24 protein-coding genes and 1 tRNA gene are annotated in these 20,485 nt (G+C 68.5%); 6 read left to right on the plus strand and 19 right to left on the minus strand.

The annotated features are described in order from the left end of the window. Positions 1–17: 17 nt before the first annotated feature. The gene (locus ASG73_RS12315; protein WP_055995491.1) at positions 18–581 is read right to left on the minus strand and encodes an HIT family protein; all 564 of its coding nucleotides are present in this window, start codon (positions 579–581) and stop codon (positions 18–20) included. A gap of 89 nt (positions 582–670) precedes the next feature. Here ASG73_RS12315 and ASG73_RS12320 point away from each other — a divergent pair, with 89 nt between their 5' ends. Then, entirely contained in the window at positions 671–1,372 is a 702-nt protein-coding gene (locus ASG73_RS12320; RefSeq protein ID WP_156466274.1) for a DUF6882 domain-containing protein, read from the plus strand. Positions 1,373–1,393: 21 nt separating this feature from the next. On the opposite strand, the gene ASG73_RS12325 is transcribed toward ASG73_RS12320, so the two are convergent. Both ASG73_RS12325 and thrS read right to left on the minus strand, forming a co-directional pair. Further along, the gene (locus tag ASG73_RS12325; RefSeq protein ID WP_055995496.1) at positions 1,394–1,876 is read right to left on the minus strand and encodes a GNAT family N-acetyltransferase; all 483 of its coding nucleotides are present in this window, start codon (positions 1,874–1,876) and stop codon (positions 1,394–1,396) included. Between the two features lie 25 nt (positions 1,877–1,901). Next, positions 1,902–3,950 carry a threonine--tRNA ligase gene (thrS, locus tag ASG73_RS12330; protein ID WP_055995499.1) on the minus strand — a complete coding sequence of 683 codons (2,049 nt, stop codon included), beginning with the start codon at positions 3,948–3,950 and terminating at the stop codon, positions 1,902–1,904. 208 nt (positions 3,951–4,158) lie between these two features. Between thrS and ASG73_RS12335 the strand changes: the two genes are divergently transcribed. Beyond that, entirely contained in the window at positions 4,159–5,265 is a 1,107-nt protein-coding gene (locus ASG73_RS12335; RefSeq protein WP_055995502.1) for a sterol desaturase family protein, read from the plus strand. A gap of 224 nt (positions 5,266–5,489) precedes the next feature. Here ASG73_RS12335 and ASG73_RS12340 read toward each other — a convergent pair whose 3' ends face one another. From ASG73_RS12340 to ASG73_RS12380, 8 genes are all read right to left on the minus strand, one after another. After that, a complete protein-coding gene (locus ASG73_RS12340) occupies positions 5,490–5,765 on the minus strand; it encodes a hypothetical protein (protein WP_055995504.1) in 276 nt (91 codons plus the stop codon). A 100-nt stretch (positions 5,766–5,865) separates the two neighbouring features. Next, on the minus strand, positions 5,866–6,780 hold the full coding sequence (locus ASG73_RS12345) for a hypothetical protein (protein WP_055995507.1): 915 nt from the start codon (positions 6,778–6,780) through the stop codon (positions 5,866–5,868). Between the two features lie 335 nt (positions 6,781–7,115). Beyond that, on the minus strand, positions 7,116–7,610 hold the full coding sequence (locus ASG73_RS12350; RefSeq protein ID WP_055995511.1) for a hypothetical protein: 495 nt from the start codon (positions 7,608–7,610) through the stop codon (positions 7,116–7,118). Between the two features lie 9 nt (positions 7,611–7,619). Further along, positions 7,620–9,029, minus strand: coding sequence for a DNA/RNA non-specific endonuclease (locus tag ASG73_RS12355; protein ID WP_055995514.1), 1,410 nt, complete (start codon positions 9,027–9,029; stop codon positions 7,620–7,622). Positions 9,030–9,046: 17 nt separating this feature from the next. Further along, entirely contained in the window at positions 9,047–9,709 is a 663-nt protein-coding gene (locus tag ASG73_RS12360; RefSeq protein ID WP_156466275.1) for a hypothetical protein, read from the minus strand. Between the two features lie 338 nt (positions 9,710–10,047). Beyond that, positions 10,048–10,611 (minus strand): hypothetical protein, encoded by a 564-nt coding sequence (locus tag ASG73_RS12365; RefSeq protein ID WP_156466276.1) that lies wholly within the window; start codon positions 10,609–10,611, stop codon positions 10,048–10,050. A gap of 665 nt (positions 10,612–11,276) precedes the next feature. Continuing rightward, positions 11,277–11,362 (minus strand) — tRNA-Leu (locus tag ASG73_RS12375). An 87-nt stretch (positions 11,363–11,449) separates the two neighbouring features. Beyond that, the gene (locus ASG73_RS12380) at positions 11,450–11,860 is read right to left on the minus strand and encodes a VOC family protein (protein WP_055996074.1); all 411 of its coding nucleotides are present in this window, start codon (positions 11,858–11,860) and stop codon (positions 11,450–11,452) included. A gap of 14 nt (positions 11,861–11,874) precedes the next feature. Between ASG73_RS12380 and ASG73_RS12385 the strand changes: the two genes are divergently transcribed. After that, complete coding sequence (locus tag ASG73_RS12385) at positions 11,875–12,066, plus strand: hypothetical protein (protein WP_055995523.1); 192 nt, start codon at positions 11,875–11,877, stop codon at positions 12,064–12,066. A gap of 31 nt (positions 12,067–12,097) precedes the next feature. Then, positions 12,098–12,643 carry a YbhB/YbcL family Raf kinase inhibitor-like protein gene (locus ASG73_RS12390; RefSeq protein ID WP_055995526.1) on the plus strand — a complete coding sequence of 182 codons (546 nt, stop codon included), beginning with the start codon at positions 12,098–12,100 and terminating at the stop codon, positions 12,641–12,643. Between the two features lie 32 nt (positions 12,644–12,675). Here ASG73_RS12390 and ASG73_RS12395 read toward each other — a convergent pair whose 3' ends face one another. The 7 genes from ASG73_RS12395 to ASG73_RS12425 all read right to left on the minus strand — a co-directional run bounded on the left by ASG73_RS12395 (position 12,676) and on the right by ASG73_RS12425 (position 17,950). Continuing rightward, complete coding sequence (locus ASG73_RS12395; RefSeq protein WP_055995529.1) at positions 12,676–12,909, minus strand: DivIVA domain-containing protein; 234 nt, start codon at positions 12,907–12,909, stop codon at positions 12,676–12,678. A gap of 45 nt (positions 12,910–12,954) precedes the next feature. Then, positions 12,955–13,764, minus strand: coding sequence for a TrmH family RNA methyltransferase (locus ASG73_RS12400; RefSeq protein WP_055995532.1), 810 nt, complete (start codon positions 13,762–13,764; stop codon positions 12,955–12,957). Between the two features lie 10 nt (positions 13,765–13,774). Further along, positions 13,775–14,500: a sulfite exporter TauE/SafE family protein gene (locus ASG73_RS12405; RefSeq protein WP_055995535.1), complete on the minus strand. Its 726-nt coding sequence runs from the start codon at positions 14,498–14,500 to the stop codon at positions 13,775–13,777. Next, positions 14,497–15,270 carry a sulfite exporter TauE/SafE family protein gene (locus tag ASG73_RS12410; RefSeq protein ID WP_055996077.1) on the minus strand — a complete coding sequence of 258 codons (774 nt, stop codon included), beginning with the start codon at positions 15,268–15,270 and terminating at the stop codon, positions 14,497–14,499. The genes ASG73_RS12405 and ASG73_RS12410 overlap by 4 nt, the downstream gene beginning before the upstream one ends. A gap of 61 nt (positions 15,271–15,331) precedes the next feature. Further along, positions 15,332–16,516, minus strand: coding sequence for an SPFH domain-containing protein (locus ASG73_RS12415; protein WP_055995538.1), 1,185 nt, complete (start codon positions 16,514–16,516; stop codon positions 15,332–15,334). 94 nt (positions 16,517–16,610) lie between these two features. Further along, positions 16,611–17,066, minus strand: a complete 456-nt coding sequence (locus ASG73_RS12420) for an NfeD family protein (protein WP_055996080.1) — start codon at positions 17,064–17,066, stop codon at positions 16,611–16,613. A gap of 98 nt (positions 17,067–17,164) precedes the next feature. Then, positions 17,165–17,950 (minus strand): ABC transporter ATP-binding protein, encoded by a 786-nt coding sequence (locus ASG73_RS12425; protein ID WP_055995541.1) that lies wholly within the window; start codon positions 17,948–17,950, stop codon positions 17,165–17,167. A gap of 38 nt (positions 17,951–17,988) precedes the next feature. On the opposite strand from ASG73_RS12425, the gene ASG73_RS12430 reads away from it, so the two are divergent. Together ASG73_RS12430 and ASG73_RS12435 are read left to right on the plus strand one after the other, a co-directional pair. Beyond that, a complete protein-coding gene (locus ASG73_RS12430) occupies positions 17,989–18,744 on the plus strand; it encodes a hypothetical protein (RefSeq protein ID WP_055995544.1) in 756 nt (251 codons plus the stop codon). Between the two features lie 117 nt (positions 18,745–18,861). Further along, the gene (locus tag ASG73_RS12435) at positions 18,862–19,266 is read left to right on the plus strand and encodes a GNAT family N-acetyltransferase (RefSeq protein ID WP_200946818.1); all 405 of its coding nucleotides are present in this window, start codon (positions 18,862–18,864) and stop codon (positions 19,264–19,266) included. On the opposite strand, the gene glgA is transcribed toward ASG73_RS12435, so the two are convergent. Next, positions 19,239–20,435 (minus strand): glycogen synthase, encoded by a 1,197-nt coding sequence (glgA, locus tag ASG73_RS12440; protein WP_055995550.1) that lies wholly within the window; start codon positions 20,433–20,435, stop codon positions 19,239–19,241. The two genes, ASG73_RS12435 and glgA, sit on opposite strands and share 28 nt — an antisense overlap. Positions 20,436–20,485: the final 50 nt, after the last annotated feature.

Consider the following 20,485-nt stretch of genomic DNA (forward strand, 5'->3'; position numbering starts at 1 on the left):
TCGCGGTGATGTCCCGCTCAGTCACCATCCGTCGGCCAAGCAGCCACGAGCGCCGCCCGGGCGTCCTCGAGGAGGATCGGCAGGGCCTTGGTCTGGGCGATGATCGGCAGGAAGTTCATGTCGCCACCCCAGCGAGGGATGACGTGCTGGTGCAGGTGTGCGGCCACTCCCGCGCCGGCCACGGCCCCCTGGTTCATCCCGAGGTTGAAGCCGTGCGGGTTGGACGTCTTCTGCAGCACCCGGATCGCGGTCTTGGTCAGCGCCGTGAACTCTGCCGTCTCCTCGTCCGTGAGGTCGATGTAGAGGGAGACGTGCCGGTAGGGGCAGATGAGCACGTGACCGGCGTTGTAGGGGAAGAGGTTCATGACGACGAAGCAGGTCTCGCCTCGGTGGACGACCAGTCCCTCGGCGTCCTCCTTGCCCGGTGCGGCGCAGAAGGGGCACCCGTCCCCGGCCTCGTCGCTGGGCCGCTCCCCCGTCACGTAGGCCATCCGGTGAGGAGTCCACAGCCGGTCGAAGCCGTCCGGGACACCGGCGAAGGATCGCTCGTCCTCGAGCTGGGGGTCGTGCGGCTCGGTCATGGGGCCGATCCTGTCACGGCCGATGACGAAGGGAGGGTCCTCCCCCCTTCGTCACGACGGACGCTGTGCGGTCCGGCAGCATGGTGGACATGCACCCGGGACTTCAGGATGTCGCCAACCGCGCCGCCTTCTATGCCAACCTCAAGCAGACCCTCTTCGGCGAGTACCTCGAGGAGCAGCTCGGCGAGCACCGCTTCGAGGGAGACCTCGAGGAGGGCACGCTCCGCTTCGTCGGCGCAGAGCGCTCGCTCGACGCCACCGCCCATCTCATCGCCTCGGTCGCCCCCGGACCCCGCTCGATGCTGTGGGGCTGGGCCCACCCTCTGGGCGGCGGCGAGGTGGCGGCCCGGGTCAAGGCCCTCGGTGAGCGCTACGGCATCACCGATCTCACGACACCCGAGCTGCCCTTCGAGCCGGGTGAAGACATCGCCGAGGCCGTCATCCAGCTGGCGCACCTCGTCGGCTACGTGGCCGTCGAGGCAACTCGCCTCTCCCCCTATTACACGGTCAACGCCGGTCAGGGAACCCGGCTGGTCTTCGTCCTCGAGGGCCTCGACGTCCCCGAGCCCGAGCTGATGCAGGTCGCCGCCCGCCTGGAGTACGTCCTCAGTGCCGGCAACATCACCGATCACCGCTCGTCGGTCCTGGGACTGGCGGAGCACCGCCCCGGATTCACCGTCACCGAGGACGGCGAGCACGTCCTGCTGTCGGACGAGACGGGAACGGTCGACTTCACCTTCGACGAGCAGCGCCGCATCACCGGAGCCAAGATGTCGCTCCACGGCGCCTGACGCCACGGCCTCGGGGCTCCCTCAGGGGGCGTGGCCCGGCACCCACTCGCGCAGGCGGTCCATCGGGTCACCGAAGCCCATCGCGTCGAAGAGCGGCGCGCCGGCGTCGCTGGCGTTGAGCCGCAGCCACCGCACCCGCTCCGCGCCCGCGGCCTCCTGGGCAGCGTGGACGAGGCGACGGCCGATGCCCTCACGGCGACGGTCGGTCGAGACGAAGACCTGCTGGACGTACCACCACTCCGGCCGCCCCGTGCGGGCGAGCGTCGGCAGCTTGCGCACGCGCAGCGCGAGCAGACATCCGACGGGGCGGCCGTCGCCCTGCTCCGCCAGCCACCCGCGATAGGTGGTGAAGTCCTCGAGGAAGGCGTCGGCGTACTCACCGACGAACCCCTCGCGCGTCGCTCGGTCGAGCTCCTTGTCCTGCTGCAGGCGCAGGGCTGCCAGCGAGAAGGCGTCCTCGCGCTCGACGGGGCGCAGGTGCACGGGGCGCTGGTTCACGTCCATGACGGCAACCTAGCGGCTCGGGTCGTCAGATCGTCCCGGCGGGACGGGCATCCGGGCCCGGGTTGGTCAGGCTGGGCGCCGACATGACCTGGTCCTTGGACCCGATCGCGGCGAGCACCCGCTCGATCGCGATCTGGATCGGCACGCCGTTCTCCTGGGAGCCGTCGCGGTAGCGGAAGGAGACCGCGTTGTTGCTGCGGTCCTCCTCACCGGCGATGAGCGTGTAGGGCACCTTGGACTTGCTGGCATTGCGGATCTTCTTGGGGAAGCGGTCGTCGCTGTCGTCGAGCTCAACGCGGATCCCCTGGGCCTTCATCTGCTTCAGCACGTCCCAGAGGTAGTCGTTGTACTCCTCGGCGACCGGGACCCCGAGGACCTGGACGGGGCTGAGCCAGACGGGGAAGGCGCCCGCGTAGTGCTCCACGAGCACGCCGACGAAGCGCTCGATCGAGCCGAACTTCGCCGAGTGGATCATCACCGGCTGCTGACGGGATCCGTCGGCAGCCTGGTACTCGAGGGCGAAGCGCTCCGGCGAGGGCTGGTTGAAGTCGTACTGGATCGTGCTCATCTGCCAGGTGCGACCGATGGCGTCGCGCGCCTGCACCGAGACCTTGGGGCCGTAGTAGGCGGCGCCACCCGGGTCCGGGACGAGCTCGAGCCCGGTCTCACGGCAGACGTCCTCGAGGACCTGGGTCGCCTCGGCCCAGTCCGCGTCGGAGCCGATGAACTTGTCGCTCTTGTCGCCGTCCTCGTCACGCGTGGACAGCTCGAGGTAGAAGTCATCGAGGCCGAAGTCGCGCAGCAGTGACAGCACGAAGTCCAGGAGGTGGCGGATCTCGTCCGGTGCCTGCTCCTTGGTGACATAGGAGTGGCTGTCGTCCTGGGCAAAGCCGCGCACACGGGTCAGTCCGTGGATGACACCCGACTTCTCGTGGCGGTAGACGTGGCCGAACTCGAAGAGCCGCAACGGCAGCTCACGGTAGGAGCGCTGCTTGCTGCGGTAGATGAGGTTGTGCATCGGGCAGTTCATCGCCTTGAGGCGATAGTCCATGCCGTCGACGTCGAGGGCAGGGAACATCCCTTCGCCGTAGTAGGGCAGGTGGCCCGAGGTGTGGAAGAGCTGCTCCTTGGCGATGTGGGGGGTCCCGACGTACTCGAAGCCCTCCTCGATGTGCCGGGCGCGGACGTAGTCCTCCATCTCGCGCTTGATGACACCGCCCTTGGGGTGGAAGACGGGCAGGCCGGAGCCGATCTCGTCGGGGAAGGAGTAGAGGTCCAGCTCGCGGCCGAGCCTGCGGTGGTCACGCTTCTCGGCCTCGGCGAGGCGGTCGAGGTAGGCCTTCAGCTCGTCCTTGGTGGGCCACGCCGTGCCGTAGACGCGCTGCAGCTGCTTGTTCTTCTCGCTGCCGCGCCAGTAGGCGGCGGCGCTGCGCATCACCTTGTAGGCGTTGCCGATGACCTTGGTGCTCGGCACGTGGGGCCCCCGGCACAGGTCGCCCCAGGCGCGGGTGCCGTCGCGACGCACGTTGTCGTAGATCGTCAGCTGGGCACCACCGACCTCGACGGACGCGCCCTCGGCGGCGTCCTCGGATGCACCGCCCTTGAGGCCGATGAGCTCGCACTTGTACGGCTCGTCGCTCAGCTCGACGAGAGCATCGTCGTCGCTGATCTCGCGGCGCACGAAGGTCTGGCCCTCGTTGATGATCCGCTGCATCGCCTTGTCGAGGGCCTTGAGGTCCTCGGGGGTGAAAGGCTCCTCGACGTCGAAGTCGTAGTAGAAACCGTCACGGATCGGCGGGCCGATCCCGAGCTTGGCGGACGGGTTGATCTGCTGGACGGCCTGGGCGAGCACGTGGGCGGTGGAGTGGCGCAGCACGTCGAGTCCGTCCTGCTCCGCGGCCGTGACGGCCTCGACGACGTCGCCGACGGCAACTTCGTGGGCCAGGTCGCGCAGCTCGCCGTTGACGCGAGCGACGAGCACCGCGCGGTCACCCTCGAAGAGGTCCGCGGCGGTAGTGCCCTGGTCCACCGATCGCTCATCTCCGGCGACGTTGATGGTGATCTGGGCAGACACGGGGAACTCCTGTGGGACGGTGCGAGGTGCCCGGTCGGGCACCGTCGAACTCTATCCCCGCGAAGGGGGTGCACCAACGCTGGCCGAGGAGCCCGCCCAGCACGTCCATCAACGCTGGCCGAGGAGCCCGCGCAGCGGGCGTCTCGAGGCCCCGGTTTGAGTACGGCACCTCAGGCGGTGGGCTCCGTGGGATTCGTACGCTCGGGCCATGCTCTCCACCGACCGTCGCCTCCTGCCGCACGCCGCTGCCTGGTTCGGCGTCCTGTGTCTGCTGGCCGTGCTGTGCTTCCACTACCCCGAGGTGCTGACCAGTCAGGAGTTCCGGAGCGTCTACACCTCCGACTTCGCCCGCGGTCTGCTGCTCTTCGGGTTCGTCGCGACCTTCCTCGTGGGCACCGTGGCCATCCTGGCCGGTCAGCGCCGGCGGATCGCTCTCATCGGTCTTGTCGCGGCGTCACTCGCCGTCTTCCTCGGCGGTGCCGCCGTCCCCATGGACAAGGTGGCAGCGACCCCCTACTCGCTGGGCGTCGACTGGTTCATCCTGTCGCTGTTCTTCTCGGCCGTGGTCTTCATCCCCCTCGAGCACTACCTGGCCCACCGACCGCACGCCATCCTGCGGGCCGGCTGGCGCACGGACGTCTGCTACTTCTTCCTCAGCCACGTCCTCGTTCAGTTCATCCTCATCGTCGTGACGACCACGACGACCACGGTCGCGGCGGCCATCGCGATCGACCCGGTCAAGGAGGTCGTCATCGGCTTCCCCCTGTGGGCGCAGTTCCTCCTCGCGGTCTTCGCCGCCGACCTCGCGCAGGCCACGCTGCACCGGGCCTACCACCGGATCAAGACGCTGTGGCGCTTCCACGCGGTGCACCACTCCAGCCGCGACCTGGACTGGCTGGCCGGGTCGCGCGTCCACCTCGTCGAGACGGTGCTCACTCGCAGCATCGTGCTCCTGCCGCTGATGGTGCTGGGCTTCTCCACCGCTGCCATCAACGCCTACGTCATCCTCGTCGGGCTGCAGGCGGTCGTAGCGCACGCCAACATCGGGGTGCGCTTCGGCTGGCTCGAGTACCTCGTGGTGCTCCCCCGCTACCACCACTGGCACCACGCCCGTCACGTCGACTACTGGGACCGCAACTACGCCATTCACCTGCCGATCGTGGACATGCTCATGGGCAGCTTCAAGCTCCCGCGTGACGGCAGCTGGCCGCAGGAGTACGGCGTGCTCAAGCTCGAGACCGTGCCCCGCGGACTCGTCGCCCAGACGCTGATGCCCTTCCGCGGGGACCGCGAGTACGAGGAGCACGTCGCCTAGTCGCGCGGTCGCGCCGAAGCGCCAACGCCACCGTGGGCGTGGCAGCCAAACTCGCGGTGCGACGACGATGAATGCCGGAGCGTATGGCGGTCCACTCACGGGCGACGCAGGGCGCCAGCAAGCAGGCGTCCTGATGGTGTGTGAGATCCCGCAGCGAACACTGGGTCGTCACTGTGACAGGGCCACCGGCCTGCCGCTTGGCGGCCTGCAAGCACTCAATTCGGTCAGCCCTGGAACGGCCTCTTGTCGTCGCTCTCGCGCCACTCCTTGTACCGCTGGACGCTGGCGAGCCACTCGTCCTCGGTGTAGCGCTGCTTCACCAAGTGCCAGTCCGGTCCGGGGATGTTGTCCCAGTCCCGCGGGTAACGACGCAGATCATTGATCCACGACTCCTCTGCGGGCTCACGGTCACCGAACGAGGCGGGCTGGTCGTAGTTGAACGTGAAATGATACTCCCCAGCGGGCTCGACCGTGCATTCCATCGAGGGAGAGGTCGACACACGCCCCGGCCTGCTGGCGGGTGGATGACTCCTCCAAAGCGGGCACGTCACCTCAACCATCACGCTCGACAAGCCGGCTGCTACACCTCGACTGCAGGCGTCACCAGTCAGCCGCCTCTTCCGCCGCCAAAGAAACCGCCTGGCCGATGTCTGCTAACGACGCCTGCCGCGGAAGGGTCCGCACATCCTGGTGAGCGGGAAAATCCCACACCCCCGTGTCGACACTGATCGCCTGCGGGTAGATCGTCAAGCCGGACTCGTCTGCCTCGACAAGCACCTGACGCTCGCCACCGGCCGGGTCCTCATCGCCTGGCTGCAGGTCGCGCCCGTGGGCCTGATCCAGCACCTCGACAACCACCTGACCCAGACGCGTCAGCGAGCCCTCTCTGGCGACGTAGCCAACACTCGACGACGCCACACCGGACTGTCCACCCCCGCGAGCATCAATACGAGCTGTCACCGACCATCCACTGTGGGCACGACGGGCCGTGACCACACCCTCGGAAGGGATCGACCCAGCACCTGCCTGCTGCCCCCGCCACGACCCGGCCGGACGCAGGACACCGGCACTGGCCTCCTGAGCGCGGGTGGCGCACTCTCGAACTACGTGCCCCACGACCCCAGCTTCCGCGGGTTCGTCGACCACGACCGGCTCTAGACCCCCTTCAAATCCTCCTCCGGCACCGTCGGAAATCGACGGCTCGAGGATCAACCGCTGGCCGCGACGAGTGACGTCTACGCAGACTGCCTCCGTGGTCAGGACCGTGTCCGACGGCAGCCCCAACGTGGCAGCTGCATACGAACGCCCCGGAGAGCCCTTCGCGATCAACGCCAGGTCGAGGATCCCCGACTGGTCCAACAAGCGCAGCACCGTGCCACCCAAGGTCTCGTCGTCCGGGGCGTGCAGCAACTCGCAGATGGTGGTGTCTGTCGAACCCGGATGAGATGCGAAGAAGGTGTTGACACCGATGAGGACGTCCTCACCATGCTTGTAGATGCTGACCCGCTGCTTCACGGCCACTCCTTGACCTCCCCGAAGATTCCCTTCGTCTTGGCACTGGCCCGCGCGCGATCGACGGCAGCCCAATCATCGTCCCCCATGGAATCCTTCCGCACGAACACCTCGAGCACCTTCTGGTCGTAGTCCGTGGCCCTGACCCTCACCGGAGTGCCATCCGGCAAGGGACGGCTTCGAGTCTCTCGAACCTCGCGGGACCGCGGTGGGCGCCCAGCGACTGAACGAGTTGCTCGCTGCTTGGTGCGAGGGGAACGGCTTCGTGCCCTGACCACGCCCCGCGCACTGATAGGACCCACCGGTGCCCGAGGCGGCTGAAAGCACACCCCACTCGGTCAGCCTTGGAACGGCTTCTCGTCGTCGCTGTCGAGCCACTCCTTGTACCGTTGGACGCTGGCGAGCCACTCGTCCTCGGTGTAGCGCTGCTTCACCAAGTGCCAGTCCGGGATGTTGTCCCAGTCACGCGGGTAACGACGCAGATCATTGATCCACGACTCCTCTGCGGGCTCACGATCCCCGAACGAGGCGGGCTGGTCGTAGTTGAACGTGAAGTGATACTCCCCAGCGGGCTCGACCGTGCATTCCATCGAGAACCACGTGCCCTTGCCCGGCTCGTACATTGCCTCGCTCAGATCCGACGTGACGATGGTTGCCGTGTCCGGCCACATGACGTCAGGTTCTTCACCAGGCACATACCCCAGGGCTGAGAACTGCATGAAGCCATCGATCGATGTGGCCGCCACCCTCACCTGAGTCCATCCCGGCGGAGCTTGCTCCGCGAGGTCACGCACGATCGCCTCCTGCATCTGCCCCACCTGCACAATGTCCATCGCGCCTCCTCACTTGTTTCGGATCATCACTCGTTCTTGCCGTTGGCCGTTCTTGGTCCATTCGACCATGAAATTGTCGGGGCGTTTGGAGTCTCCTGAGTAGACCGGGACGACTTTGGACTCGATGGTCGGGGGCGGGTTCTCCTTCAGCAACGTCATCCACTGGCGCTCCAGACGCGCGTAGTCGGACTGGTTGGCCTGCCTCGACATCGCCCACTGGTTGATGCCCTCCCCCGGCCCTCCCACGCCCCTGCCGAAGATATGTCCACCCTGGTCGCCCGGCAACCGGTCACTCCCGCCGGCCGTGCGTTGCTGGTACCCATTGCGGTGCCCCTTCTCATCCGTCAGGACACCATGGGCTTCCGCGATCCGACCCTGCTCGTCGGTGACGTACACGAACCGGTTGTCCACGACATAGGTGCTGTTCGGCTCCGGGTTGTTCAAGTCCTTGTTCCACGCGAACTTCTTCCCGCTGTCCACTCGCACGGCATGATCTGGGATCTCGTAGGAACCGATGCGCCTGACCGGTGTGTGTATGCCCGGAAGATGCTTCGCGACCCCTTCCACCGCATCCCCGATGGGGTGACGCAGGCTGTGACCCAACGGCCCCAGCAAGACACCGGCCGCCAGCCCGGCCCGGCCAGCGTTCGTGCTCAGCTCGTTCTTCACATACCCCAAGGGGTCCTCAGCCATGTCGCCGTAGGACCTGATCTCGTCAGCCGCGTACTGCGCGCCCTTACGACTCAACGGATTGTCGACGGGGATCGCGAAGAAGGACCCGGGGACCGGGATGGAGTACCCCAGCTCAGGAACGCGCTCCACCCAGTCAGCAGCACCGTCGATCCCGTCGAGGACATCAGCGCCCTGGTCGGTGAAGATCACCTCGCGGCGCCACCAGTCGTTCGCTCCGTCGAGCACCTCCCCAGGCGCAGGCGGCATCGGGATACCGAACCGACCGAACTTCTTCCGGACATCCGTCAACCATCGGCTGACCGGGTTGTCCGCGAACGGCATCGACGGCGGCAACGCCGTGCTGGCGTTCACCCACGGCAGCCGCGGTGGGCTCAGCGGGGCTGCGAGATCACCCAGGACGTCTCGCACATCCAAGGGCCTCTCCACCGTCCCGGGACCGCCGCGACCCGACCCGCGTGAACCTTGATCCTGCTGCTCGGCCTGCTCGACCAACAGCATCGCCAGCGTCGACAACCGCTCCGCCGCAGCCGCCAACACCTCCACTGACTGCTGCCAGTCAGCCGCGAAGACCTCCGTGTCCGGACCCGCCCACGACTCGACCAGCGCACCCATCGACGACGTCCCCGAATGCTGCACCTGCAGCACAGTCCGCGCAGACCCCGACAGGCCCTGCGCCACCGACCGCAGACGATCCGTGTCCGCGCCGTGCGAAACCCCCGTGCTCATCCCCTGCCCTCCCTTGCTCAGCCCGTCGAGGTCACGACGGCCTGCGCTTCACCGATGCGGATGGTCGTCGACCGCTCAAGCTCCATCGGGATGGTGCCCGACTGCCCCAACCCGGACCACGCGATGCTCCAGGTGGCAGTCACCGACACGTCGTACTCGCCCATCGCGTCGTACATGTGCCCACAGTCCGGGGACTCGGTCACCCCGAACGACGTGTCGTACTTCGTGCCCTTGCCGGTGCAGGTGACCGTCGTGCCGTCATCCATGTCCCACGTCAGCTTCGTGACCTTCGCGTTCGCAGTGACCGTGTGGCCACCCGAGGACGCCGACGCGGTGACCGGGCCCATGGTGTGCTTGCCAGCGTCCTCCACCCACATCCACACCGGCAACCCCACAAGGCCGACACTGCCCGGCGCGTCCTTGGGCGCGATCCCGAGCTTCGGAGCGCGCAACTTCATCAGCGCGATCGCCTGGTCGGCCAAGGTGCGCGCATTCGGCAGACGAGTCACCGCCTCAGACCCATCCGGAGGCGTGGCCGACCAGAAGATCCGGTTGCGCATAGCACCGTCGCCTGGACCACCAACGGTCATCCCCCCAGCACTGTCGACCAGACACGAGTAGATCGCACCGTTCGTATTCCCCTGCCACACCCCGGCCGACTTCGGTGGCGGCGAGGCCATCGCGCTGACATAACACCCAGCCGAGGCAGACCACCACGCGCCAGTCCCCTTCTGCACACAGGGGATGACCTTCCCGTCGTCACGACACACCGGCTTGGCGGTCGAAGCATTCCTAGACTGACTCGCCGGTCGAGTCGAACCGTCCTGCGCCTTCTCCGTCTCGCCCGGCCGGTCCTCAGTCCGTTCCTCCTCCAGTGGGATAACAAGACGACACGTGCCTTTGTCGTACACCTCGTTTGCTGTGCAATCAGCAGGTCTCTCGGACGTGGATGCGTATCCAATCGCCGCACCCGACAACAAGACAACTGATACAGACAGCGTCGCAGCCGTCCGAAGCATCAGCATTCCGTGGTGGCTTTCTCCGCAGACACTCGCCACTTGCCGTCCTGTCCTGGACCATCGCTCTTGTCGACCGTGTATTCCTGCCTGTAGCGCTTACCCAGGTCCATCGGCTGACCCGACGAGTCGGTCGCAGACACGCGCGTTAGGTCGAGGCAAGCGACGACCATCTGCCTGGTGTCTGAACGCTCGGTCACGGTCAGCACCTCTACCTTTGTCTTCCCCTCCCATTCTTCCCCCGCAGAGCGGGCTTGGGACAGCGAGTACGACCGCTGCTTGAACACATCCCCCGTCGCATACGCTCCGAACTCACCGTTGCTCATCGACGGGGTCGTATAGAGCTTGTCCGAGGTCGCTTCAAGGCCCTTGACCGCCTGGATCGCTCGAGCGGCGTTCGGGTCCGCTGGTGTGGTAGCCGAGCTTGAGGTCGATGACGTGCTCGAGCTGCTCGAAGACGTCGCGGCCGTGTCGGTCGGCTGATCGGGGTCGGAACCGCACCCGGTCAGCAGCACCCCACTGGCGACCAAGGCCAACGCCGTGCTCATTGCTCGTCGCGTGTTCATCATCTGCTCCTCAAACCCAAGGGGCAGATGCACGCCCCCCTGACTCACGTCTTGAACTCACACCGTGATCCACTCACGAAGGGGCAGCACTTCCGGCGACCCCCTCGCCAGCGGATTCAGATCGAGCCACTTTCGCGACCATACGACCACAAGAAGAGGCGACCTGCAGGACGAGAGCCTCGTCTGTGACGAGAGGCTCAGCCCTCGTGCACGCGCGTCCAGTGCTCCTTCAACCCTCCCGACGTGATGAAGGCGTGCCGACATACCTCGCACCAGTGCAGTTCTACCTGTGCTGCCCAGTCGTCGATCGTCGCCGCCCACCACCAGCGCCTCGGGCCCTCCCTGCCATCGGGAGGCGGCACCACCCCACTGCGCCTGTACAGGGACTGCGCGGACAGGCTCCACCCGAACCGCTCCCGCAGGTCGCGGGCCACCGACCGCCACAGAGCCTGCGTCTGCCGCGTGCCTGCGCCGCTGGACCGAGGCACGCACCCACACGGGCGAGGCACTCATGCCGAAGGCCCCGTCCACCCGGCGGGGCCTTCGTCGTTCCCAAACAGCTACTCAGCACCAAAAGGCCCTGAACAGCACGAAACCTCGGCCAGATCGAAGATCTGACCGAGGTTTCGTGAACCCACGCTCACAGTTTCGTGAGCGACTCTCTGTGTCCGAGGGGGGACTTGAACCCCCATGCCCTAATACGGGCACTAGCACCTCAAGCTAGCGCGTCTGCCAATTCCGCCACCCGGACGAGTGGTGCATCCGGCAGTCTTTTGGGACCACCGGGGCAACGACGTGAAACTTTACACGCGGATGTCGAGAGTGAGAAATCCGCCCGTCACGGGGTCTCCGCAGCCACCTCAGCAGCGCCGACATAGAGGCAGAAGGGGTGCCCCGACGGGTCGATCAGGACCCGGACCTCCTCCTGCGGCTGGTGCTCCGACAGTCGCCCACCGAGGCGTAGCGCGGACTCGACGGCCACGTCGAGATCGCTGACCTCGATGTCCAGGTGCATCTGCATCTGCTGGTCGCCCGGCAGGGCGGGCCAGGCCGGCATGACGTGCTCCCGCTCGAGCTGGAAGCCCAGGTAGACGTGGGCGCGTTCCGGCGCGATGGTCGCCCAGTCCTCCTCGTCGTTCTGGATCCGCCACCCGAGGACCTCCGCGTAGAAGCGCGCCAACCCCCTCGGGTCAGGCGTGCCGATCACGGTGCCGAGGTAGTCGTGGGGCGGTCGTCGTCCATGGAGCATGACGTCCACCTTGCGTGAAAGCGGCCCTCCACGCCAACCGGACCCGCTCTGGCCCCGTGCTCGAGACCGTCACCGCGACCCGGTTCGCGGTCCACCGTCGTGCGTCCGGGTGCGTGCACAGCGGGCTCACCGACGACCATGCCGCCGAGGTCCAGCGTCTCCTCGACCGACTCGTGCGCCGACCGGCCCACTGGACGAGCGCTTGACGCACGATCCTCACGTCCTAGGGTCGGATCCATGGATCTCACGCGACCGACCGCACCGGCTCCCTACGACCTGCTGCCCGCCACGGCCCCCTTCGAGGTGACGAGCGAGAGCTTCACCGACGGCGGCCCGCTCGCCGATGCCCAGGTCTTCGACGACTGGGGCTTCAGCGGTGGCAACCGCAGCCCTCAGCTCGCCTGGACCGGGGCCCCCGAGGGCACCCGCAGCTTCGCCGTCTCGTGCTTCGACCCCGACGCGCCCACCCCCGCCGGCTTCTGGCACTGGACCGTCGTGGGGCTGCCCGCCAGCACGACCTCCCTGCCGGAGGGCGGGGGCGCCGAGGGTGGCGCGCAGCTGCCCGAGGGTGCCTTCATGACGGCAACCGACTTCGGCTCCAAGGCCTTCGGTGGGGCCGCTCCGCCGCAGGGCGATGTCGCCCACCGCTACGTCTTCGCCGTGCACGCCCTCGACACCGACGACCTGGGCATCGACGACTCGGTGACCTGCACCGTCGCTGCCTTCACCTACCTCCAGCACACGATCGGGCGGGCCGTCATCACCGGCACCTACCGGGCCTGAGGGGTATGACGGACGTGTCCGCGCGCTGAGGGTCAGCGCGTCAGACCCGCCTCGAGCTCGTCCAGGAAGGCGTCGACCTCCGCCATGTCGTAGCCGCTCCCCATGCGGACCGGACGGAAGACCGCGGTGGCGATGCGAGGCACAGGCTGCCCGGTCGAGATGGCGGTGAAGACCGAGTCGAGGAAGGCATCGACGTCACCGACGGCATAGCCCTCGCGGAACCGGGTCGTGGTGAACGTGGGGCGAGAGGCTCCTGTGCTGCTCATCGCACGATTCTCTCCTGTCGGGTCCGCTGCGACCAGCCGGCACGCTCAGCGCACCCGGAGCTCCCAGGCGGCGACTGCCCCGGCGGCGGCCACGTTGAGGGAGTCCACTCCCCCGGCCATGGGGATCGTCACCGTGACGTCGACGCGGCCGAGGGTGCGGTGGGCGAGCCCGTCGCCCTCGGTCCCGAGGACGAGCGCGAGCCGCTCTGGCGGGTCCGCCGCGAGCTCGTCGAGACTGATCGCGTCGTCCGTGAGGGCCAGGGCGGCGACGGTGAACCCCGCGGCACGCAGGTCCTCGATCCCCGCCGGCCACGGCTCGATCCGCGTCCACGGGACCTGGAAGACCGTCCCCATCGAGACCCGGATGGCCCTGCGGTACAACGGGTCTGCGCATCGGGGTGTCACGAGCACGGCATCTGTCCCGAGCGCAGCCGCCGACCGGAAGATCGCTCCGACGTTGGTGTGGTCGACCACGTCCTCGATGACGAGGACCCGCCTCGCCCCGTCGAGGACCTCGGCGAGCGGCCTGACGGCCGGCCGGTGCATCGACGCCAGCGCCCCGCGATGCAGGTTGAACCCCGTGATGTCCTCGATGATCTCGGCCGTGCCGGTGTAGACCGGCACGCCGCCAGCCTCGGCGTCCGCGACCACGTCGGCCAGATCCGTCAGCCACCGCTCGCCCATGAGCATCGCGCGTGGTCGATGCCCGGCGGCCAGTGCCCGTCGGATGACCTTCTCGCTCTCGGCGAGATAGAGCCCACCCTCCGGCTCGAGGACGCGGCGCATCTTGACATCGGTCAGCCCGACGAAGTCGCGCAGGCGCTCGTCAGTGGGGTCGGTGATGGGGATCGGCACAGGTGTGAGGCTAGATGAGCGTGCGGGCGATGACACTCACGCTCGCGACGACACAGAAGACGAGGACGCCCCGACGCACCGCGGCGGCGGGCAACCGCCGCCTCACCGGACCGGCCACGAGGTGACCGAGCAGGACGAAGGGGGTCCACATCGCTCCCGCGCGGACCTGCTCCCACGTCGCGGCGCCCGCCAGGGCGAGACCGGCGACGGCCATCACGGCGCCGGCGATGAAGAAGACGGCCAGCGTGGCCCGCAACCGGTCGGGCGGCTCGTGGCGCAGGACGAGCGCGAAGAAGGGCCCGCCGATGGAGGCTGCTGTGCCGGAGACCCCGCTGATGGCACCCGCCGCCATCGCGTTGCTGCGCGTGAGTCGGATGTCGACCGCCACGACCGAGGCGATGACCGTGACGAGGATGAGGATTCCCACTGAGAGGGCGATCACGTCGGTGGACGTCGACGCGACGAGCCACACGCCGAGCGGTGTTGCGACCAGGCGTGCGCCGACGGCCCACCCGAGGGGACGCCACGAGATCTCACGGGGGCCGGAGGCCAGCTGCAGGATGGGCAGGACGAAGGCGCACACGAGCATGGACGTCGGCATGAGGTCGGGTCGCAGCACGACGACGAAGGGAGCGGAGACCACCGCGATCCCGAAGCCGATCGAGGACTGGACGAAGGCGCCGACGGCGACGACGAGCCCCAGGCAGAGGAGGACCGGGTCGATCCACTCGATCACGGGAAGAACACGAACTTCACGATGCCCACCACGCCCACGACGACGATGACGGCGCGCAAGGCGTTCGGCGGCAGACGGCGTCCGTAGCGAGCCCCGAGGATGCCCCCGACTACGGCACCGATGCCGACGAGTCCGGCGATCCGCCAGTCGATCAGCTCGGGAGCGGTGATGATGAAGACCAGCGACCCGACCGCGTTGACCACGAGACCCAGGACGTTCTTCAGCCCGTTGAGCGCCTGGAGCGGCTCGGTGGACAGGGCCGAGAGCAGGCCGATGAGGATGACGCCCTGGGCGGCACCGAAGTATCCGCCGTAGACACCCGCGACGAGCACCCCTGCCATGAGCGCGACGAGGTGACCGGTGGGCATCGGCCCGCCGTCCTCGTGGTGCCCCTTGGTCCAGGCCTGGAGTCGGGGGCCGAAGATCACCAGCAGGATGCCGATGCCGATGAGGACCGGGACGATCGCCTCGAAGGCTTCCGCCGGCAGCCACAGCAGGAGCAGGGCTCCCGTGATCGCGCCGAGGATCGACATCGGGGCCAGCTGCGCGAGCCGGCGGCCCATCCCCTTCATCTCGGGCAGGTAGCCCAGGCTGCCGCTCACACCCCCGGGGACCAGGCCGATGGAGTTGGAGACATTGGCCGTGACGGCAGGGACACCCAGCGCGAGCAGGACGGGGAAGGTCACGAGCGTGCCTGACCCGACGAGGGTGTTGATCCCTCCGGCCCATACGCCTGCGAGGACCACTGCACCCATCTCGAGCCACGACACCCGGCCCACCCTAGACGGGGCGGACCGGGTGTCAGGTCATCGGGATGCCACGCGGAACGCGTCAGTGCGAGGCGTCCGGGTCGCCCTGCACCGGCGGGGCCGGCGGCTGCTCGGGTGCCTCGGGACCCTCCGGGCCACTCCCCTGCGGCTGCGTCTCCTCGGTCGGTACCTGCGGACGCCCAGGCGCTGCCTGCGAGGGCTGCACCCGTGATGCGGGGGTCGCGTGCTCACTGGCCTCGCGCGAGGCCTGGCCGGCCTGACCGCGTGCCTCGGCCAGCGCCTGGCCCGGGTCCTCCAGCGCGGTCTCGGCGAAGACATTGGAGTCGTCCTCGGGACCCGGGTCGACAAATTCCTCGGCGTCGACGCCGTGTCCGTCAGTGCCATTGCCGCCAAGTGCCCCACCGATGCCGCGCAGGGCGTCAGTGAGCTCGCTCGGGATGATCCACATCTTGTTGGCATCACCCGTCGCGATCTGGGGCAGCACCTGCAGGTACTGGTAGGCGAGCAGCTTCTGCGTCGGCTTGCCGCGGTGGATCGCGTCGAAGACCTGCTTGATGGCGCGGGACTGGCCCTGGGCCTCCAGGACAGCCGCCTGGGCCGAGCCCTCGGCACGCAGGATGGCCGACTGCTTCTCGCCCTCTGCGGTGAGGATGGAGGACTGCTTGACGCCCTCGGCGTTGAGGATCGCCGCACGGCGGTCGCGCTCGGCCTTCATCTGCTTCTCCATCGACTCCTGGATCGACAACGGCGGGTCGATCGCCTTGAGCTCGACGCGGTTGACGCGGATGCCCCAGCGTCCGGTCGCCTCGTCGAGCGCCCCTCGCAGCCGGCCATTGATCTGGTCGCGACTGGTCAGGGCCTGCTCCAGGTCGAGGGAGCCGATGACATTGCGCAGGGTCGTGACCGTCAGCTGCTCGATGCCCTGGATGAAGTTGGCGATCTCGTACACGGCCCGCTTGGCGTCGGTGACCGTGTAGTAGATGACCGTGTCGATGTTGACGACCAGGTTGTCGGACGTGATGACCGGCTGCGGCGGGAAGCTCACAACCTGCTCACGCAGGTCGACGCTGGCGCGCACCCTGTCGACGAAGGGGATGAGGATGTGGATCCCGCCCTCGAGGGTGCGGGAGTAGCGGCCGAGTCGCTCGATGATCAGCGCGGTCTGCTGCGGAACGATCCGCACCGTCTTGAAGAGCATGACGAGCGCGAAGACGAGCAGTACTGCGAGGAAGATCAGGATGCCCATGGGTGTCCTTTCGGGTGTCGGACCGGTCGCTGTGCCCCGGTCCTCCTTGGGGAGACGCCCGATGGACGTCCCTCGTGCGTGACGGACCGGGCCGTCAGGTCAGGTTCTGGTGGGTGACGATCGCCGTGGCGCCGTCGATGGAGAGCACTCGGACCTCGGTACCCGGTTCGCACGCGGGGCTGCCGTCGGGGACCCGCGCGCTCCACGTCTCGCCGGCCAGACGGACTCGGCCGTCGGTCTCCGTCACCGTCTCGAGCACCCGCGCGCTCCTCCCGGACAGTGCGCCCGACCCGATGTCGGCGGAGGCTGCCGGGTTGGTGAACTGGCGCTTGATGATCGGCCGCACGACGGCGATGAGCAGCAGCGCAACGATGACGGCCACCACGACCTGGAGGACGACCGGCGCGCCCAGCGCTGCCGCAAGGGCACCCATGAGGGCGCCGCCGAAGAGCATGACGAAGACGAAGTCCACGGTCATCGCCTCGATGGCGATGAGCACGAGTGCCAGCCCCATCCAGGCCAGCCACAGGTTGTCACCCAACCAGTCCATGCTCATCCCCCTTGTGCTCGCGTGTGTCCATCATGCCCAACGGTGCTGTGAGAGTGATCACCGGCGCACCGGGTGCGACCACCCAGTGTCGAAGGGGGTCAGCCGCGCGCTCGTGCCGACCAGCGGTCCCCGTGCTGCTCCAGCACCAGGTCGAGACCGAAGGTGTCCGACAGGTTGGCCTCGGTGAGCGTGATCTCGATCGGCCCCTGCGCGACGACCCGGCCCTCGCGCAGGAGGAGCACATCGGTGAAGTTGGGCGGGATCTCCTCGACGTGGTGGGTGACCATCACGAGGGCAGGAGCCTCCAGGTCGCCGGCGATGGCACCGAGGCGCTGGACGAGGTCCTCGCGGCCGCCGAGGTCGAGACCGGCGGCAGGCTCGTCGAGGAGCATCAGCTCCGGGTCGGTCATGAGCGCCCGGGCGATCTGGACGCGCTTGCGCTCCCCCTCCGACAAGGTCCCGTAGGTGCGGTCGCTCAGGTGGCCCGCTCCGAGCGCCTCGAGGAGCTCGCGAGCACGCGCGTGGTCGAGATCGTCGTAGCCCTCGCGCCAGCGACCGACGACGCCCCACGACGCCGTGACGACGACATCGGAGACTCTCTCGCTGCCGGGGATGCGGTCGGCGAGAGAGGCCGAGGCCAGCCCGATGCGCGGCCTCAGGTCGAAGACGTCGACGGCGCCGAGGACCTCGCCGAGGATGCCGACGACCCCTCGGGTGGGGTGCATGCGAGCCGAAGCGAGCTGCAGAAGCGTGGTCTTGCCAGCACCGTTGGGCCCGAGGACGACCCACCGCTGGCCCTCCTCGACCTCCCAGTCGATCTCGGAGACGAGCGTCGACTCACCACGGACGACGGTGGCACCGGCCAGTGCGAGGACATCACTCATGGACCCGACCCTATCGACCGCGAACTACCATCGTTGCGATGCCCGAGCTGCCTGCCTCCGTCCGTGTCGCCCTGTGGGTCACGCATGCCTGGTCCGGCGGCACGACACTCACCCACGCGATCGAGCGCGCACTGCCCGATGTCGACCACACCGAGGGCCTCGTCGAGCAGGTCCGCGTGTGGCGGGACATGGGCGAAGCAGCCCTCCTCGTCGCGCTCCCCGGTCCCGGAGACCTCGGCGGACTGCCACGCTGTGGCCCCATCGCGACCGACGCCGCAGTCCACGCCGGCGAGGCCGTCTTCGTGGCCGGTCTCGGCGGGATGCTCGTGCCATCGATCTCGACCTTCGGCTCGGAGGGGGCCCAGGGTCTGCGCATCGACTGGGTCGAGCACGATGCCGACCCGGTGCCACCCCACCGCATCGAGGCGCTGGAGCCCTCGCAGCTCGAGCGGCACCTGCGCCGCGAGCTGCTCGCCTCCGTCGAGGAGCTGGACCGCATCGGCGGTGCGCCCTGGGCGGATGACCTGTCGCGTGATCTCGTCGACGACCGCCTCGGGGCCGACTGGTCCTTGCCCGACGCCCTGCCAGAGCGCGCCCGCAAGGTGATCGGCCTGGCAGGAACCGTCGCCGTGGCCGCCGAGATCGGCCTCAGCTCCTCGGGAGCGGTCACCGCCGCTCACGACGCGACCCGGTCCGCCGCGCTGCGCCGGCTCGCTCGGACCTGCGAGCAGAGCCTCGCCGATGCCACCAATGCCGCGTGCGCCCAGATGGCCGGCTGGGTCCCCATCCGGTGACGTGCGTCCGGCCGCTGCACACGGAGCGACTCCGGCTGCTCCCTGCGCAGCCGCAGGACCTCCCCTTCCTCGTCGAGCTCGACTCCGACCCGGAGGTGCTGCGCCACATCCTCGGCCGTGGCCGGACCGCGCAGGAGGCGCGACCACTGGGCACCGCAGCTGCCCGGGCCGATGTGGATCGGGCACGTCGACGACCAACCGGTGGGTTGGTGGGCCGTGTGGCCGCGCGAAGGGGGCGTGGCCGAGCTCGGCTACCGGCTCGCTCGTCGCTGGTGGCGGCAGGGCCTGGCCGTCGAGGGTGCCAGTGCCGTAGTGACCGAAGCCTTCGCCGACCCGCAGCTCGACGTCGTGCGAGCCGAGACGATGGTCGTCAACACCGGGTCGCGCGGCGTGATGCGCCGGCTCGGTATGCGTGAGCTGCGCACGGAGGTTCGTGAGTGGGGCGAGCCGCTCCCGGGCGCGGAGCTCGGCGAGGTGATCAGCGAGATCACCCGTCAGGACTGGTGCCGCACGCTCTCGTAGACGGCCATGGTCTGGTCGCCGATGCTCGTCCACGAAAACTGCGAGACGGCGCGCTCACGCCCAGCGGCTCCCCGTTCGCGTGCCCGCGCAGGATCGGACAGCGCGTCGGTGAGGGCACCCGCGAGATCGGCCTCGAACCCGTCGGTGTCCACCGGGGCACCCGTGCCGTCCTGAACCTGCTCGATCGGGACGAGCCACCCGGTCTCCCCGTCGACCACGACCTCGGGGATCCCGCCCGTGGCGGTGGCGACGACCGGCAGCCCGCACGCCATCGCCTCGAGGTTGACGATGCCCAGGGGCTCGTAGACCGAGGGGCAGGCGAAGACGGTCGCGGACGTCAGCAGCGCGATGACCTCGGCCCGCGGGAGCATCTCGGGGATCCAGACGACGCCGTCACGCACGGACCGCAGCTGCGTGATCAGCTGTTCGACCTCGGCGAGGATCTCCGGGGTGTCCGGGGCGCCGGCGCAGAGCACGAGCTGCACCTCCGGCGGCAGTGCACGGGCGGCCCGCAGGAGGTGGGGCAGGCCCTTCTGTCGGGTGATGCGCCCGACGAAGAGCACCGAGGGACGGTCAGGGTCGACGCCGTGGCGGCGCAGGACCGTCAGGTCCTCTGCTGGCTGCCACAGCTGCGAGTCGATGCCGTTGTGCACGACGTGGACGCGATCGGGATCGATCGCCGGGTAGCTGCGCAGGATGTCGGCCCGCATGCCATGGCTGACGGCGATGACACCGGCGGCGGCCTCGTAGGCGGTGCGCTCCACCCACGAGCTCAGGGCGTAACCGCCGCCGAGCTGCTCGGCCTTCCACGGGCGCAGCGGCTCGAGGCTGTGCGCGGAGACGACGTGCGGGACCCCGTGCAGGAGCGAGGCGGTGTGACCGGCGAAGTTGGCGTACCAGGTGTGGCTGTGGACCAGGTCCGTCCCCCCGCAGTCGGCCGCCATCGCCAGGTCGACGCCCATCGTCGTGAGGGCGGGGTTGGCCCCTGCGAGGCCGGGCGGGTCCGCGTAGCCGGTGGTCCCCCCTTCGCCCCGCGGGTCGCCGAAGCAGCGCACGCGCACGTCGGTGTCACCACGCTCGCGCAAGGCCCGGGTCAGCTCCGCGACGTGGACCCCCGCCCCGCCGTACACCGCGGGTGGGTACTCCTTGCTGAGGATGTCGACGCGCATGGCGTCACCCTATGGCCGGCCTGCTCTTGCGACTAGGTTTGGGCAGGACG

It is taken from the genome of Janibacter sp. Soil728 (genome assembly GCF_001428305.1).
Taxonomy (GTDB): domain Bacteria; phylum Actinomycetota; class Actinomycetes; order Actinomycetales; family Dermatophilaceae; genus Janibacter.

Excerpts from the sequence above, each read along its gene's own strand:
- ASG73_RS12315 (WP_055995491.1), bottom strand. The coding sequence starts at position 581 with ATGACCGAGCCGCACGACCCCCAGCTCGAGGACGAGCGATCCTTCGCC.
- ASG73_RS12320 (WP_156466274.1), top strand. The coding sequence starts at position 671 with ATGCACCCGGGACTTCAGGATGTCGCCAACCGCGCCGCCTTCTATGCC.
- ASG73_RS12325 (WP_055995496.1), bottom strand. The coding sequence starts at position 1,876 with ATGGACGTGAACCAGCGCCCCGTGCACCTGCGCCCCGTCGAGCGCGAG.
- ASG73_RS12335 (WP_055995502.1), top strand. The coding sequence starts at position 4,159 with ATGCTCTCCACCGACCGTCGCCTCCTGCCGCACGCCGCTGCCTGGTTC.
- ASG73_RS12350 (WP_055995511.1), bottom strand. The coding sequence starts at position 7,610 with ATGGACATTGTGCAGGTGGGGCAGATGCAGGAGGCGATCGTGCGTGAC.
- ASG73_RS12355 (WP_055995514.1), bottom strand. The coding sequence starts at position 9,029 with ATGAGCACGGGGGTTTCGCACGGCGCGGACACGGATCGTCTGCGGTCG.
- ASG73_RS12360 (WP_156466275.1), bottom strand. The coding sequence starts at position 9,709 with ATGGCCTCGCCGCCACCGAAGTCGGCCGGGGTGTGGCAGGGGAATACG.
- ASG73_RS12365 (WP_156466276.1), bottom strand. The coding sequence starts at position 10,611 with ATGAACACGCGACGAGCAATGAGCACGGCGTTGGCCTTGGTCGCCAGT.
- ASG73_RS12380 (WP_055996074.1), bottom strand. The coding sequence starts at position 11,860 with ATGCTCCATGGACGACGACCGCCCCACGACTACCTCGGCACCGTGATC.
- ASG73_RS12390 (WP_055995526.1), top strand. The coding sequence starts at position 12,098 with ATGGATCTCACGCGACCGACCGCACCGGCTCCCTACGACCTGCTGCCC.
- ASG73_RS12395 (WP_055995529.1), bottom strand. The coding sequence starts at position 12,909 with ATGAGCAGCACAGGAGCCTCTCGCCCCACGTTCACCACGACCCGGTTC.
- ASG73_RS12415 (WP_055995538.1), bottom strand. The coding sequence starts at position 16,516 with ATGGGCATCCTGATCTTCCTCGCAGTACTGCTCGTCTTCGCGCTCGTC.
- ASG73_RS12420 (WP_055996080.1), bottom strand. The coding sequence starts at position 17,066 with ATGGACTGGTTGGGTGACAACCTGTGGCTGGCCTGGATGGGGCTGGCA.
- ASG73_RS12425 (WP_055995541.1), bottom strand. The coding sequence starts at position 17,950 with ATGAGTGATGTCCTCGCACTGGCCGGTGCCACCGTCGTCCGTGGTGAG.
- ASG73_RS12430 (WP_055995544.1), top strand. The coding sequence starts at position 17,989 with ATGCCCGAGCTGCCTGCCTCCGTCCGTGTCGCCCTGTGGGTCACGCAT.
- glgA (WP_055995550.1), bottom strand. The coding sequence starts at position 20,435 with ATGCGCGTCGACATCCTCAGCAAGGAGTACCCACCCGCGGTGTACGGC.